The organism is Kosakonia sp., assembly GCF_032104925.1.
Taxonomy (GTDB): domain Bacteria; phylum Pseudomonadota; class Gammaproteobacteria; order Enterobacterales; family Enterobacteriaceae; genus Kosakonia.
Map to the genome: position 1 here is coordinate 615,538 of NZ_DAMCGF010000002.1, position 16,056 is coordinate 631,593.

12 protein-coding genes are annotated in these 16,056 nt (G+C 57.4%); 5 read left to right on the forward strand and 7 right to left on the reverse strand.

What is annotated here, in order from left to right:
• Positions 1-73 precede the first annotated feature (73 nt).
• On the reverse strand, positions 74-1,498 hold the full coding sequence (locus RT644_RS05990) for a 6-phospho-beta-glucosidase (RefSeq protein WP_097407340.1): 1,425 nt from the start codon (positions 1,496-1,498) through the stop codon (positions 74-76).
• A gap of 21 nt (positions 1,499-1,519) precedes the next feature.
• Positions 1,520-2,962, reverse strand: a complete 1,443-nt coding sequence (ascF, locus tag RT644_RS05995; RefSeq protein WP_045510983.1) for a PTS cellobiose/arbutin/salicin transporter subunit IIBC — start codon at positions 2,960-2,962, stop codon at positions 1,520-1,522.
• 265 nt (positions 2,963-3,227) lie between these two features.
• Here ascF and RT644_RS06000 point away from each other — a divergent pair, with 265 nt between their 5' ends.
• From RT644_RS06000 to hypF, 4 genes are all read left to right on the forward strand, one after another.
• Positions 3,228-4,241: a LacI family DNA-binding transcriptional regulator gene (locus tag RT644_RS06000; protein ID WP_020454942.1), complete on the forward strand. Its 1,014-nt coding sequence runs from the start codon at positions 3,228-3,230 to the stop codon at positions 4,239-4,241.
• 136 nt (positions 4,242-4,377) lie between these two features.
• A complete protein-coding gene (hydN, locus tag RT644_RS06005; RefSeq protein ID WP_020454941.1) occupies positions 4,378-4,923 on the forward strand; it encodes an electron transport protein HydN in 546 nt (181 codons plus the stop codon).
• A 36-nt stretch (positions 4,924-4,959) separates the two neighbouring features.
• Positions 4,960-7,110, forward strand: a complete 2,151-nt coding sequence (gene fdhF / locus RT644_RS06010; RefSeq protein WP_086873690.1) for a formate dehydrogenase subunit alpha — start codon at positions 4,960-4,962, stop codon at positions 7,108-7,110.
• A complete protein-coding gene (gene hypF, locus RT644_RS06015; RefSeq protein ID WP_313626142.1) occupies positions 7,094-9,352 on the forward strand; it encodes a carbamoyltransferase HypF in 2,259 nt (752 codons plus the stop codon). The genes fdhF and hypF overlap by 17 nt, the downstream gene beginning before the upstream one ends.
• On the opposite strand, the gene norW is transcribed toward hypF, so the two are convergent.
• Together norW and norV are read right to left on the reverse strand one after the other, a co-directional pair.
• Positions 9,333-10,466: an NADH:flavorubredoxin reductase NorW gene (gene norW, locus RT644_RS06020; protein WP_313626143.1), complete on the reverse strand. Its 1,134-nt coding sequence runs from the start codon at positions 10,464-10,466 to the stop codon at positions 9,333-9,335. The genes hypF and norW overlap by 20 nt on opposite strands.
• Positions 10,463-11,914 carry an anaerobic nitric oxide reductase flavorubredoxin gene (norV, locus tag RT644_RS06025; RefSeq protein WP_313626144.1) on the reverse strand — a complete coding sequence of 484 codons (1,452 nt, stop codon included), beginning with the start codon at positions 11,912-11,914 and terminating at the stop codon, positions 10,463-10,465. Before norV ends, norW begins: the two co-directional genes overlap by 4 nt.
• Positions 11,915-12,097: 183 nt before the next feature.
• On the opposite strand from norV, the gene norR reads away from it, so the two are divergent.
• Positions 12,098-13,612, forward strand: coding sequence for a nitric oxide reductase transcriptional regulator NorR (gene norR, locus RT644_RS06030; protein WP_313626145.1), 1,515 nt, complete (start codon positions 12,098-12,100; stop codon positions 13,610-13,612).
• 245 nt (positions 13,613-13,857) lie between these two features.
• Here the strand turns inward: norR and gutQ are convergent, their stop codons facing one another.
• The 3 genes from gutQ to gutM all read right to left on the reverse strand — a co-directional run bounded on the left by gutQ (position 13,858) and on the right by gutM (position 16,016).
• Positions 13,858-14,823, reverse strand: coding sequence for an arabinose-5-phosphate isomerase GutQ (gutQ, locus tag RT644_RS06035; protein WP_045510965.1), 966 nt, complete (start codon positions 14,821-14,823; stop codon positions 13,858-13,860).
• Positions 14,816-15,589 (reverse strand): DNA-binding transcriptional repressor, encoded by a 774-nt coding sequence (locus RT644_RS06040; RefSeq protein WP_020454933.1) that lies wholly within the window; start codon positions 15,587-15,589, stop codon positions 14,816-14,818. The genes gutQ and RT644_RS06040 overlap by 8 nt, the downstream gene beginning before the upstream one ends.
• A 70-nt stretch (positions 15,590-15,659) precedes the next feature.
• Complete coding sequence (gene gutM / locus RT644_RS06045) at positions 15,660-16,016, reverse strand: transcriptional regulator GutM (protein ID WP_020454932.1); 357 nt, start codon at positions 16,014-16,016, stop codon at positions 15,660-15,662.
• Positions 16,017-16,056: the final 40 nt, after the last annotated feature.

The window sequence follows — 16,056 nt, forward strand, 5'->3', positions numbered from 1 at the left end:
GTCTGTAAACAGCGGGGAAAAGAGGGGCAACGATGACATGCGTCGGTATTGCCCCTCTTGTGTGGCGAGGTATTTAGTCGAGATCGGCCCCGTTACTGGCGATCACTTTCTTGTACCACCAGAACGATTTTTTACGGCTGCGTGCCAGCGTGCCGTTACCGGCATCATCGCGGTCAACATAGACAAAACCGTAGCGTTTGCTCATTTCACCGGTTGATGCCGCCACCAGATCGATACAGCCCCAACTGGTGTAACCGATAACCGGAATGCCATCTTCGATAGCGTCGCCCATCGCGCGGATATGCTCGCGCAGGTAGCTGATGCGGTAATCATCTTCCACTTCGCCATTGGCGTTCAGTTCATCTTTCGCGCCCAGGCCGTTTTCCACCAGGAACAGTGGTTTCTGGTAGCGGTCGTACATCATGTTCATGGTGATGCGCAGACCCAGCGGATCGATGCCCCAGCCCCATTCGCTGACCTCAATGTACGGGTTGCGCAGTGATTTCACGATGTTGGCGGCACTGGTGTTGTTGGCGTTCATATCCGCCGACGCACAGCGCGAAGCGTAATAACTGAAGGAGACAAAATCGACGGTGTTCTTCAGGATTTCGTCGTCACCGGCTTCTTTGACAATGGTGACGCCTTTTTCGCGGAACACGCGCGCGGAGTACGCCGGGTAGCTGCCGCGCGCCTGCACATCGATAAAGAACAGGTTTTCGCGATCTTTTTCCAGTGCGGTCCACACATCGGCCGGTTTGCAGGAGTAGGGGTAGAAATTCCCGCCCGCCAGCATGCAGCCTACCTGGTTTTGCGGGTTCACTTCATGGGCGATTTTCGTTGCCAGCGCGCTGGCTATCAGCTCATGGTGCGCCGCCTGGTATTTCACCTGATCCTGATTTTCCCCCTCTTCGAACACCAGCCCCGCGCCGGAGAACGGGCTGTGCAACATGATGTTGATCTCGTTGAAGGTCAGCCAGTATTTCACCAGCCCGTTAAATTCTTCAAAACAGGTGCGCGCATAACGGGTGAAAAACTCCACCATTTTGCGGTTACGCCATGAGCCATATTCGATGACCAGATGCATCGGCACATCGAAATGGCACAGCGTGACCAGCGGTTCGATATTGTACTTTTTGCACTCTTCAAACACCGCCCGGTAAAACGCAATCCCTTCCGGGTTCGGCGTCAGTTCATCGCCTTTCGGATACAGGCGGCTCCAGGCAATCGAGGTACGAAACACCGAAAAACCCATCTCCGCCATCAGCGCGATATCTTCTTTGTAGCGATGATAAAAATCGATCGCCTCGTGGCTTGGGTAGAATTCGTCATCGCGCAGCGTAAAGCGTTTTTCCTGTCCCAGTTTCACCGGCAGACGGTTTGCGCCGTGCGGGATCATATCCACGGTGGTCAGCCCTTTGCCGCCCTCCAGATACCCCCCTTCCGACTGGTTGGCGGCAAGCGCGCCGCCCCATAAAAATCCTTGCGGAAATACTGACATGCGTTACCTCGCTTTCTTAAATCAGGCTCGTGCTTCTTTTACAGTGGCCGGCTCGGCCGCTTGCGGTTTGTCACTGGTTTCTACGGGAATATCTTCAAACCCGAGCAGCAGCGTCAACACAAATGACAACACTACCGCCAGCGCCATTACGCCGAATACCCACACAATGGACATCGGGTTAGCCGGATCGAAGAACTGCACGCTGGTAAATAACCCCGGTGCCGCCATCGAGTGGCTGGCAAGCCCGGCGATACCGGCGACCGCACCGCAGACAAAACCACTAATTAAACTCGCAATCAGCGGGCGTTTCAGGCGCACTGCCACACCGTAGAGCGCCGGTTCTGAGATACCGGCCAGGATCGCGGAAGCCGCTGCCGCCATGGCGGTCTGACGCAGTTCCGGGTTTTTGGTTTTCCATGCCACCGCCAGCGAAGAGCCGCCGAGCGACAGGTTCGCGCCGATTTCCGACGGCATTACCATGCCCTCTTTGCCGGTTTCCGCGATGGTTTGAATAATGGTTGGGGTGAACACACGGTGCATACCGGTCATTACCAGTAGCGGCCACAGAGCGCCCATAATGGCGACGGAAAGCCAGCCAAGATAGCCGTGAATGGTGTAGACCAGCGCGGAAATTGCGCTACCGATCCAGATACCGAGCGGGCCAATCAGCACAATCGCCAGCGGCGCGGCAATCAGCACGATCAACATTGGTTTTAAGAAGTTTTTCGTCACTGCCGGTGTAATGCGATCCACCCAGCGTTCGATATACGACAGGCACCAGGTCATCACCAGCGCCGGGATCACCGTATAGGTGTATTTCACCGCCGTCACCGGGATCAGCGCGAACTCAACGTGCTCGCCCTGTGCGGCTTTCGCCATCAGATCGACAAAGCTCGGATGCACCAGCACCCCGGCGATGGCAATCGCCAGCGACATATTGGTTTTGAATTTCACCGCCGCAGAGGCCGCCACCATCAATGGCAGGAAGAAGAAAGCGCCATCGCCAATCACCGTCAAAATCGTCAGTGTGGAGGAGCCTTTTGGCAGCGCGCCGGACATCTCCAGCACCATCGCCAGCAGTTTAACCATCGACCCGCCGATGATCGCCGGGATTAGCGGCGACATGGTGCCGATTAAGGCATCCAGAATGCCCGCGCCGATGCGGCGCAACGTCAGTTTTTGCTTCGTCTGTACTTCAACCGGCTGCATATCTTGCGGCAGCAGGCTGACCACTTCACGAAACGCCTGGGAAACCGTGTTGCCGATGATCACCTGGCACTGGTTGTCGTTGCGTACCACACCCATAACGCCGCTGACGCTTTTGAGCGTAGGCGCGTCGATACGGGTTTCGTCTTTCACTACAAAACGCAGACGCGTCATGCAGTGCGTTACGGCGGCGATATTATCGGCTCCGCCCAGCGCGTTCACCACCGAGTGGGCCAGCGCGGCATAATTCTTTGCCATGGAGATTTGTCCTGTTCTATCAATAAGGTACGGCTTCATCACTGCAATTTTGCGGCCATGAAACATGAAATAGGTAACCGGTTCCACAAAATCATGATGAGTTTCATTGTGTGAAACAATACGTAAAAAGGGGTTATTTTTATAATCGTGATGATGATCACTTAATTGGGTGGGTGCGAAATGTTCATCTGTCGGGGTTAGGTGTTCCCATCATCGCAACGCCTGAAGTACACTTCGGGTCACGATTTTTGCAGGGGTAGGATCGATGGCGACAATGCAGGAAGTAGCAAAGCGGGCCGGAGTGTCGAAAGCCACCGTTTCCCGCGTGCTGACGGGCAAAGGGTATGTCGGCGAAGAGACGAAAGCGCGCGTCTTTCAGGCCATTACCGAAAGCGGTTATCGTCCGAATTTGCTGGCGCGCAGCCTGGCTTCCAGCAAAACCCAGACCTTAGGGCTGGTGGTCACCAACACCCTCTATCACGGGGTTTACTTTAGCGAGCTGCTTTCCCACGCCGCGCGTATGACCGAAGATAAAGGCCGCCGATTACTGCTGGCAGATGGCAAACACAGCGCCGAAGAGGAGCGCCAGGCGATCCAGTACCTGCTCGATTTGCGCTGCGACGCGATCATTATTTATCCGCGCTTTCTTAGCGTGGATGAACTCGATGAGATTATCGACAACCATTCGCAGCCCATCGTGGTGCTCAACCGCCGGTTGCGTAAACACGCCAGCCACTGCGTTTACTCTGACCAGAAAGCCTCCAGCCTGAGCGTGGTGTCGCGGCTTATCTCCCGCGGTCACCGCGATATTGCGTTTATTACCGGTTCGCTGGATTCGCCCACCGGTATTGAGCGTTTATCGGGCTATAAAGACGCGCTGGCGCAGCACGGGATCGATGTGCGTAATGAGTTGATAGCCGAAGGGAAATGGACGCCAGCCAGCGGTGCGCAGGGCGTGGCGGAGCTGCTTTCCCGCAAGGCGACGTTCACCGCGCTGGTGGCGAGCAATGACGATATGGCTATCGGCGCGATAAAGCAGCTTCATCAAAGCCAGCTCGCGGTACCCCAGCAGGTGTCGGTGGTGGGGTTTGATGATATCGCTATTGCGCCATTTACCGTGCCGGCGCTCTCCAGCGTGAAAATTCCGGTCACGGAGATGATCAAAGAGACGATTAACCGCTTGATCTTTATGCTCGATGGCGGCGATTTTCACTACCAGCAAACCTTTCCCGGCGAGCTCATCACTCGCGATTCCATTATTAATGGCCCGCACGCCTGATCTCGTCAGCTGTCATCGTCACTTCTGTCGATGACAGCCCGCTGATTTTATAAATTTCCTTTAATAACAGTTAATTATAATTCTGGCACGCTTTGTGAATACTCCGGCGGGATATCGCCTTTTACCGGAGGAATTCATGAACCGATTTATTATGGCTGACGCAGCAAAATGCATCGGCTGTCGCACCTGTGAGGTCGCCTGCGTGGTATCTCATCAGGAAAACCAGGATTGCGCGGCGCTCACCCCGGAGACGTTTTTGCCGCGTATTCATGTCATCAAGGGTGTCAATGTGTCGACGGCGACATTATGCCGTCAGTGCGAAGATGCGCCCTGCGCGAATGTTTGCCCGAACGGCGCTATCAGCCGCGACGAAGGGTTTGTGCATGTGATGCAGGAGCGCTGCATTGGCTGCAAAACCTGCGTAGTGGCGTGCCCGTACGGTGCGATGGAAGTGGTAGTGCGCCCGGTTATTCGTCACAGCGGCGCAGGCCTGAATGTGCGTGCCGAGAAAGCCGAAGCCAACAAATGTGATTTGTGCCACCACCGCGAAAGCGGCCCCGCTTGTATGCAGGCCTGCCCGACCAACGCGCTGGTGTGTGTCGATCGCAACTTACTGGAACAGATGAGCGCGGAAAAACGTCGTCGCGCCGCGCTGGATGGCGCCGTTTCCCTGGTGTTCTAAACAATCTGAATTTCACTTTTAACAGGTCTGTTACTGATGAAAAAAATTACGAGCGTATGCCCTTATTGCGGCGCTGGCTGCAAACTGAAACTGGTCGTGGATAACGGAAAAATCATCCGTGCGGAAGCGGCCAACGGCCACACGAACCAGAACGAACTGTGCCTGAAAGGTTATTACGGCTGGGATTTCCTCAACGACACCAAACTGCTGACGCCGCGTCTGACCCAGCCGATGATCCGCTACGAAAAAGGCGGCAAACTGACGCCGGTTAGCTGGGATGAAGCGATCCGCTACACCGCCAAACGCCTTAGCGACATCAAAGCGAAATACGGCCCGCGCGCCATTATGACCACCGGCTCGTCACGCGGCACCGGCAATGAAACCAACTATGTTATGCAAAAATTTGCCCGCGGCGTGCTCAACACCAACAACGTCGACTGCTGCGCGCGTGTCTGCCATGGCCCGTCTGTGGCGGGTTTACAGGAAACGCTCGGCAACGGTGCGATGAGTAACTCCATCAGCGATATCGAAAACTCCAGTTGTTTGCTGGTATTTGGCTATAACTGCGCCGACTCCCACCCGATCGTCGCGCGCCGGGTGATCAAAGCTAAACAGAAAGGGGCGAAAATCATTGTTTGCGATCCGCGCCGCATCGAAACCGCGCGTATTGCCGACCAGCATCTGCAACTGAATAACGGCTGCAATATGGCGCTGGTCAACGCCTTTGGTTATGTGCTGCTCGAAGAAGAACTTTACGACAAAGATTACGTTGCCAGCTTTACCACCGGGCTTGAGGCGTACCGCGAAACGGTAAAAGATTACGCGCCGGAAGCGGTGGAACACATTACCGGCGTGCCGGCAAAACAGGTACGTCAGGCGATGCGCACCTATGCCGCCGCGCCGTCTGCCACCATTATGTGGGGCATGGGCGTAACGCAATTCGGCCAGGCGGTGGACGTGGTGAAAGGGCTCTCCAGCCTGGCGCTGCTCACCGGTAATCTTGGTCGTGAACATGTTGGCGTTGGCCCGGTGCGCGGGCAAAACAACGTGCAGGGCGCGTGCGATATGGGCGTGATCCCCAACCAGTTCCCTGGTTATCAGGATGTGGTCAACCCGGAAGTACGCGCTAAATTCGCCAAAGCCTGGGGTATCGACCCGGCGGTGATGGACGATAAAGTAGGCGTGCGAATTACCGAAGTGCCGCACCTGGCGCTGGAAGGCAAAGTGAAAGCCTACTACATCATGGGCGAAGATCCGTTGCAGACCGAAGCGGATTTAGGCCTGGTGCGTAAAGGCTTTGAAGCGCTCGATTTCGTGGTGGTGCAGGACATCTTTATGACCAAAACCGCCGAGCAGGCCGATGTGCTGCTGCCCGCCACCTCCTGGGGCGAGCATGGCGGCGTGTTTACCTGCGCCGATCGCGGTTTCCAGCGTTTTGAAAAAGCTATTGAGCCGAAGTACAACGTCAAGCGCGACTGGGAAATCATCAGCCTGATTGCCACGGAAATGGGCTACCCGATGCACTACGACAACAACCAGCAAATCTGGGATGAGCTGCGCGAGTTGTGCCCGCTGTTCTACGGTGTAACCTACGAAAAAATGGGCGATATGGGACACGTTCAGTGGCCTTGCCCGACGCTGGATCACCCCGGCACGCCATATCTGTATCAGAACAACAAATTCGATACGCCGGACGGCAAAGGCCATCTTTTTGCTGCCCAGTGGCGTGCGCCAGCGGAACGCCCGGACGATGAGTTCCCACTGGTGCTCTGTACGGTGCGCGAAGTGGGTCACTACTCTTGTCGTTCAATGACCGGCAACTGTGCGGCGCTGCAAACCCTCGCCGATGAACCCGGATTTGTGCAAATTAACCCGGACGATGCGGCGGCGCTGGGCGTACAGGATCGCCAGCTTGTGTGGGTTGAGTCGCGTCGTGGCAAGGTGATCACCCGCGCGGATGTCAGCGAGCGCGTCAATCACGGCAGTGTGTATATGACTTATCAGTGGTGGATTGGTGCGTGTAATGAACTGACGCAGGATAATCTGGATCCGATTTCAAAAACGCCGGAGACCAAATATTGCGCAGTTCGGGTGAGTGCGATCAACGATCAGCGCTGGGCCGAAGAGTACACTCAGAGCACTTATCAACAGATGAAGAGTCGATTGCTCAATGCAGCAATGCAATGATGACACGGCCAACAGCAACGGTGTCTGTTTGCGCGTGTACGGTAAAGTACAGGGGGTGGGCTTCCGCCCCTTTGTCTGGCAACTGGCGCAACAGCTCGGGCTGAAAGGTGATGTCTGTAATGATGCGCAGGGCGTGGAGATTCGCCTGCTCGGTAATGAGCGCGACTTTCTCGTCCTGTTGCAGCAGCAGTGCCCGCCGCTGGCGCGCATTGATATGGTGACCAGCGCGCCGTTTTGCTGGTCCGTTTTACCGCTTGATTTCGCCATTCGCCACAGCGCGGGTGGCGCAATGAATACCCAAATAGTCCCCGATGCGGCAACCTGTCCGGCTTGCCTGGCGGAGATGAACGACCCTTCTGAACGCCGCTACCGCTACCCATTTATTAACTGCACCCACTGCGGGCCGCGCTTTACCATTATTCACGCCATGCCCTATGACCGGCCTAATACCGCGATGGCCGGTTTTCCGTTGTGCCCGGTTTGCGAAGCTGAATACCGCGATCCGCTGGATCGGCGTTTTCACGCTCAGCCCGTCGCATGCCATGAATGCGGCCCGGCGCTTGAATGGCGCAGCGGCGAACAGCATGCACATGGGGAAGCGGCGCTACAGGCGGCCGTCGCGCTGCTAAAAAGCGGCGGCGTTGTGGCGGTAAAAGGCATTGGTGGTTTTCATCTCGCCTGCGATGCAACAAACCAGGCGGCGGTGATGCATCTGCGTGCGCGAAAACATCGTCCGGCAAAACCGCTGGCGGTGATGGTACCCGGCGCGGAAGGCGTGACGACGCAGGCGCAGCGTTTACTTGCGACACCCGCCGCACCGATTGTGCTGGTGGACAAAAACAGCGTTTGCGGGCTGTGCGAGGCCATTGCGCCTGGCCTTGATGAAGTGGGCGTCATGCTGCCTGCCAGTCCGTTGCAACACCTGCTGGCGCAGGAATTACAGCGCCCGCTGGTGATGACGTCCGGCAACCTCAGCGGCAAACCGCCCGCAATCAGCAATGACGAGGCGTTAAGCGATCTGGCGGAGATCGCCGACGGATTTTTGCTGCACAACCGCGATATTGTTCAGCGCATGGATGACTCCGTGGTACGCGCGAGCGGGGAGATGCTGCGCCGTTCGCGCGGCTATGTGCCGGATGCGATATCGCTGCCGCCGGGGTTTAACGATCTTCCGCCGCTGCTGTGCCTGGGCGCGGATCTGAAAAACACCTTTTGTCTGCTGCGCGGTAACAGCGCGGTGCCGGGTCAGCATTTTGGCGATCTCACCGATGAAGGCGTCGAAGCGCAGTGGCGCAGTGCGCTGCGTTTGATGCTGGATATTTACGATTTTTCCCCGGAACAGGTGGTGGTTGACGCCCATCCGGGTTATCGCACGCATCAGTGGGCCAGCAGCTATGGCCTGCCGGTGCAGACGGTGTTGCATCACCACGCTCACGCCGCTGCCTGCCTTGGTGAACACGGCTGGCCGCTGGAGGGCGGCGATGTCATTGCAATAACGCTTGATGGCATCGGTATGGGCGAAGGCGGCGAGCTGTGGGGCGGCGAATGTCTGCGGGTCAATTACCGCGAGTGTGAGCACTTAGGCGGGTTACCGGCGGTGGCGCTCCCCGGCGGGGATTTAGCCGCGCAGCAGCCGTGGCGCAACTTGCTGGCGCAGATGCTGGATTTTGTTCCTGACTGGCAGCGCTACCCGGAAACCGCCGATATCCAGCGGCAGAACTGGCCGATGCTGGCGCGTGCAATTGAACGCGGGGTTAATGCGCCGAAAGCCTCATCCTGCGGTCGCTTATTTGATGCCATTGCCTGTGCACTCGGTTGTGCGCCGCTGCACCTGAGCTATGAAGGTGAAGCGGCCTGCCAGCTGGAAGCGCTGGCGGCGAGCGTTGCGTCCGTTGAACATCCGGTTCAGATGCCGCTGCGTGGCACCATGCTGGATTTAGCGGCGTTCTGGCAAAGCTGGCTGAACTGGCAGGCCACACCTGCCGAACGCGCATGGGCATTCCATGACGCGCTGGCGCAGGGCCTGTCAGCACTGGCGCGGCAGGAAGCGGCACGGCGTGGCATTCATGTGCTGGCGTTCAGCGGCGGCGTAATGCATAACCGCCTGCTGAAAAAACGCTTACAGCACTATCTTGCGGAGTTTACTTTGCTGTTTGCGCACCAACTCCCGGCCGGTGATGGCGGCATTGCCTTCGGCCAGGGGCTGGTAGCGGCATCGCGGGCTATATCGCCAGTGCTTTAAGCAGGGCAAACGCCTCTTTCATTCTGTCTTCGCTGACCACAAACGCGCGCAGTTTATCCTCGGCGTCCAGCCCTTTTGCCACCATGCCGTCGGCCCCGGTGGCAATGTGCCAGCGCAGATCGGTACGGTGCGTTTCCCCGGCCAGATGCAGCGGCATCAGCGGCGTTTTCACCTTCACCAGCATCGCGGGCAGCACCAGTTGCGTGCTGTTGCCGGTGAGGTTTTTCGCCAGCGTCATCGCGCTAAGCTGGATCGGTTGCAGGAACGGCAGCACCTGGCCGTTGATCTGCGCGCAATCGCCGAGTGCGAAGATGTGCGGATTGCTGGTTTGCAACGTACCGTCCACCACGATGCCACGCCCAACCTCCAGTCCGGCGTTCTGCGCCAGCGACACCTGCGGCGCAAGACCAGTAGCGGCGACGACCACATCCGCATCGATGTAGCGAGCGTCATCCAGCTGCGCACGCACCCCCTGTTTGTGTTCGTCGAGTTGCGCTAAACGCGATTGCAGCAACAGGCGTACGCCCAGCGCCGTCAGGCAGTGTTGCAGGCGGCCACTCACTTCCGGCGGCATTAACGACGGCAGAATACTGGCGGCGTTATCGAGAACGGTCACGGTTTTGCCCGCGCGGCGAAAGTCCATCGCCAGCTCGCAGCCAATCAGCCCGGCACCCACAATCAGCACGCGGCTGGCATCGCGCAGGGTGGTTTCACAGGCGTGATACTCCTGCAAGCTATTGAGCGTGAGCATTTTTTCGCGCCCAGGAAGCGGCGGAACGAAGGCCTTTGCCCCGGTCGCCAGCACCAGTTTGTCGTATTGCCACTGTTTGTCGGCGCTTTTCACCACCCGCGCTTGCGTATCGATGGCGCTGACAAACGTGTACGGGAACAGCCGCAGATTATATTGCTCGGCGAACTCACCCGCCGACTGGCGAATCAGATCCTCGGCGCGCTGCGCCTGGCTAATCACATGGCTGAGATCCGGCTTGTTGTACTCTTCCATGCCGTCGGCGGCAATCAGCGTCAACGGTATAGCGCTGTCCAGTTTGCGGATGTTTTTCACCAGCGTCCGGGCGGCGAAGCCCGAACCGATAATCACAATGCCTGCGCTCATTTTGCCTCCGTTGCCAGTTCGTCAAACTCCTCTTTGCCAAGGGAACATTCCGGGCAGAGGAAATTGTCCGGCACTTCGCGCCACGGCGTACCCGGTGCGACATCCTGCATCGGCTCACCTTTTGCCGGATCATAAATCCACTGGCACACACTGCACTGCATGGATGGTCCGAGATCGGCCGCTGCCGCCGCTGCGCAGGCGCAGGTTTCTTGTGCGCTGGCGGCTGGGCTGTTTACCGGCTCCGGCAGCGGCGACAGCGCCCACTGGCGGGCAATATCGCGCCCGTGCTGGCGGCAGACTTCCAGCGCGTCGATATCCGGTCGCCACTTCGCTTTCAGGCTGACCGACATTTCAAATCCGGCGTCCTGTAAACGGGTCGACAGACGATCAACCGCGCCGCCGCTCCAGCCGTGGGAACCAAAAGCGCTGGCGCGTTTATTGCGAAAACGCAGGCCGGTTATCTCTTCGACCAGCCCGGCGATTTTCGGCATCATCACGTTGTTCATGGTTGAGGTGCCGACCAGCACGCCTTTGGAGCGGAACACATTGGTCAGAATGTCGTTTTTATCGCTGCGGGCGACGTTGAAGATTTTTACCGCCACGCGCGGGTCGACTTCGTTAATGCCCTGCGCAATAGCGTCAGCCATCATGCGGGTGTTGTTGGACATGGTGTCGTAGAAAATAGTGATGCGATCTTCCTGGTAATCCGCCGCCCATTTCAGATACAACTCAACGATTTGCGTCGGGTTATCGCGCCATACCACACCGTGTGAAGTGGCAATCATATCGACCGGCAGGTTAAAACCGAGGATCTCGGTGATTTTCGGCGTTACCAGGCGGCTGAACGGCGTGAGGATGTTGGCGTAGTAGCGCTGGCACTGCTCGAACAGTTCCGTTTGATCCACTTCATCATTGAACAGACGTTCATCGCAGTAGTGCTGACCAAAAGCGTCATTACTGAACAGCACCGCATCGCCAGTCAGGTAGGTCATCATGCTGTCCGGCCAGTGCAGCATTGGCGTTTCGACAAAAATAAGCTGTTTACCGTTGCCGATATCCAGCGTGTCGCCGGTTTTCACCACGTTGAAGTTCCACTCCGGGTGGTGGTGGTGGCCATTAATCGAATCAATGGCGTTATTGGTACAGTAAATCGGGGTGTTCGGGATATGCGACATCAGCTCGGTCAGCGCACCGGCGTGATCTTCTTCCGCATGGTTGATAACAATGTAGTCGATCATCTGCAGATCGATTTCGCTGCGCAGGTTCTGCACGAACTCGCGGCTAAATTTATGATCGACGGTATCGATCAGCACGTTTTTGCCTTCGCGGATCAGATAGCTGTTGTAGCTGCTGCCGCGCAGGGTTTTATATTCGGTGCCGTGAAAGTCGCGAACTTCCCAGTCACGCTGTCCAACCCAGTGAATGTTGTTTTTTACATGAATAGCCATATCAGTTGTCCTGTGCAGTTTTCTCAATTCGATGTATGGCTAATATCAAGTTGCGTGCCAGGTTTATATTTAATTGATATAAAAGCGTTTTAATGATTTTTCGAAAAAATAAATTGTCATTATGACTATGACTAATACAGTCAATATGACACTATGCATTGTCAAAATGACAGTGAGGTAGGTATGAGTTTTTCGCTAAATGTCCTGGCGGGGATCGCCATAGAACTGCAAAGCGGCATCGGCCATGCGGATCGTTTCCAGCGGCTAATCACCACCCTGCGCCAGGTGCTGGAGTGCGACGCTTCGGCGCTGCTGCGCTACGACGCGCGGCAGTTTATTCCACTGGCCATCGACGGGCTGGCGCAGGATGTGCTGGGCAGGCGCTTTACGCTGGAAGGCCACCCACGGCTGGAGGCGATCGCCCGTGCAGGTGATGTCGTGCGTTTTCCCGCCGACAGCGATTTGCCCGATCCCTACGATGGGCTGATCCCCGGTCAGGAGAGCCTGAAAGTGCACGCCTGCGTTGGGCTACCGCTGTTCGCCGGGCAAAACCTGATTGGCGCACTGACGCTCGATGGCATGTCGCCGGATCAGTTCGATACCTTTAGCGATGAAGAGCTGCGGTTGATTGCTGCGCTGGCGGCAGGCGCGCTGAACAACGCGCTGCTGATAGAGCAACTGGAGAGCCAGAATATGCTGCCCGGCGCACCAGCGGCGTTCGAACAGGTGACGCGCAGCGAAATGATTGGCCTGTCGGCGGGCATGGAGCAGCTAAAAAAAGAGATCGATATCGTTGCCGCTTCCGATCTGAACGTGTTGATCAGTGGTGAAACCGGCACCGGCAAAGAGCTGGTGGCGAAAGCGATTCATGAAGGTTCGCTGCGCGCCATCAATCCGCTGGTCTATCTCAATTGTGCCGCGCTGCCGGAAAGCGTGGCGGAGAGCGAGCTGTTCGGCCATGTCAAAGGTGCCTTTACCGGCGCTATCAGCAACCGCAGTGGCAAGTTCGAGATGGCGGATAACGGCACGCTGTTTCTCGATGAGATTGGCGAGCTGTCGCTGTCGTTGCAGGCGAAGCTGCTGCGCGTCCTGCAATATGGCGATATTCAGCGTGTTGGTGACGACCGCAGCCTGCGTGTCAACGTGCGCGTGTTGGCCGCCACCAACCGCGACCTGCGCGAAGAGGTGCTGGCCGGACGTTTTCGCGCCGATCTCTACCATCGGTTGAGTGTGTTTCCGCTTTCTGTACCGCCGCTGCGTGAGCGCGGGGAAGATGTTGTTTTACTGGCGGGCTACTTCTGCGAGCAGTGCCGTTTGCGGCTGGGGCTGGGGAGAGTGGCACTAAGCCCCGGCGCGCGGGCGCATTTGCTGAGTTATGGCTGGCCAGGTAACGTGCGCGAACTGGAGCACGCCATCCACCGCGCGGTGGTGCTGGCGCGCGGTATGCGTAACCGTGATGACGTGGTGCTGGAAGCGCGCCATTTTGCGCTTAGCGATGAACCGGCGGCCACCTCCGCTGCGGTGACGCCGCTGCCCGTGGAGCAAAATCTGCGCGATGCGACGGAGGATTTTCAGCGCGCATTTATTACCCGCACGCTGGAAGAGCAGGGCGGTAACTGGGCGGCCTGCGCGCGCTGTCTGGAGATGGATGTCGCCAACCTGCACCGGCTGGCGAAACGCCTGGGGCTGAAGCGTTAACAGATGACTGCCTGCCAGCGATCGTGGAGCGTGACGTCGTCAACCTGCACCGGCTGGCGAAACGTCTTAGGTTGGAGCGTTAACAGATGACTGCCTGCCAGTGATGGTGCCGCGTGGCGTCGCCAACCTGCACCGGCTGGCGAAACGCCTGGGGCTGAAGCGTTAACAGATGACTGCCTGCCAGTGATGGTGCCGCGAGGCGTCGCCAGCCTGTACCGGCTGGCGAAACGCCCGGGGCTGAAGCGTTAAAGAATGCCGGCCTGGTAGAAGTCTTGCAGGTTGATGGCGCCGACCAGTAAACCGGCGTCATCCACCACCGGGGCGGCGGCAATTTTGCGCTGCATTAAGCGCTCTTTGGCGTCCACGGCGCGGCTGCCTGCCTCCAGCGTGATGCCGCCGGGCGTCATCGCTTTATCGACCTGCGCGGTTAGCGCCCCGCCTGAGACCAGCCAGCGGCGAAGATCGCCATCGGTAAATACCCCTTTTACATGGCGCTGGTTGTCGCAGACTGCCACCAGACCCAAACCGGTGCGGCTCAGTTCCAGCATCGCGTCCATCACGCTGGTGGTAAGCTGCACCTGCGGGATTTGCTCCTCTTTGCGCATCAGATGGTGCACTTTATTGAGCAACCGCGCGCCAAGTGCGCCAGCCGGGTGAGAGCGGGCAAAATCCTCTTCATCAAACCCGCGCGCCTGCATCACCGCCATCGCCAGCGCATCGCCCATCATCAGTGTGTTCACCGTGCTGGAGGTGGGAGCCAGGTGCATCGGGCAGGCTTCGCGCTCCACCGAAATATCCAGCACTGCCCGCGCGGCAAGCGCCAGCGGGGAACGGAGTTTACCGGTCATCGCCAGCAGCGCGACGGATTTCTCTTCAAGGCGCGGCAGGATCAGATCCAGCTCTTTTGCCGAACCAGAATAGGAGATAAACAGCATCACGTCGCGGCTTTCAATCATGCCGAGATCGCCATGCAGCGCTTCCGCCGGATGGACAAAAAATGCCGGTGTGCCGGTGCTGGCAAGCGTCGCGGCAATCTTTTTGCCAATATGACCGGATTTACCGATGCCGGAGACGATAATTTTCCCCTCGCAATTCAGCACGGTTTCAGCGGCGCGCACAAACGCCTCGTCAAGGCGATCCGGCAGGCGGCTGGCTTCCTGAAGCTCCAGCAGCAGGGTTTGCCGTCCGGCGTTAATTAATGACTCACTCATGTTTTTCTCCGGCAATGATCACTTCTACACCTTTGGCTTCCAGCGCGGCGCGCACGTCAGCGGCGATCCCGGAATCGGTGATCAGTTTATCCACGCTTTCCAGGCTACAGACCACGTTCGGGCTTTTACGGCCAAATTTGGAGGAGTCCGCCATCAGGATCACTTCCCGCGCGGCGTTGCACATCGCTTTACTGACGGTGAACACCTCGTTAAAGGTGGTGACACCCGCCTCTAAATCGATGCCATCGGTGCCCATAAACAGCTTGTCGAAGCTGAAATGCTCAAAGGCGTTTTCCGCCAGTTGGCCGTGAAACGAGGCCGATTTCTTACGGAAAGTGCCGCCCGGCATCAGGATCGTTTGCTCGTTATCCAGCTCAGAAAGGGCGTTAACGATATGCAAACTGTTGGTCATTACCGTGATGTTATTGAAGTGGCTGAGCAGCGGCACCATTTGCAGCACCGTACTGCCCGCATCAAGGATGATCGAATCGCCGTCGTGGATGTAGGTCACTGCCGTTTCGGCAATCAGCCCTTTTTGCACGGTGTTGATAAGCGTCTTGTGATCAATCGGGGGATCGGCTTCATCTTTGTTGAGCACCACACCGCCATAAGTGCGGATCACCGCGCCGGAATGTTCCAGCGCGACGAGATCTTTACGTATGGTCGTCCCTGTGGTGTCGAAGTAAGCTGACAGCTCTTCAACAGAACACTTTCCCTGCTTTTGCAGATGCTCAAGAATAGCCGCCTGACGCTGACGTGGTTTCATAGGCGCTGATATCCTGCGTTACGTTGCGAAATGATAATTTCGCAAGCTATTAGCGTTCACAACGAAATTATCAATGTTTCATTTTAAGCGCTAATGATAGTGCATTCTGACAGCTCGGATCATGGGGAAAGATCACATCAGGCTCTAATTCCTCTCTTTTAATCCCTTTCAGATAGTCAATTTTTGTGGGGCGGGCAAAAACGGTGAGACCGCGCATAAGCAAGGTGTCCGTTACGCGGTCTTGCTGATCAAAGGCCACGGCCAGCACCACGCGCGGTTTGAAACGCCCGCCGGAGCGCCCGACGCCGACGCGCCCGCGCTGGCACAGCGTATCAAACGCTTTATTAAACTGGCGGATTTGCCAGCCGCCCAGCGCCATCTGGCAGAGCCAGGCAATGGCGGCGACGGTGATCAGGGCTGAAACCATAGCACTCTCCTTTTAAATCAGGCCCCCGCGCGGAGGGCCA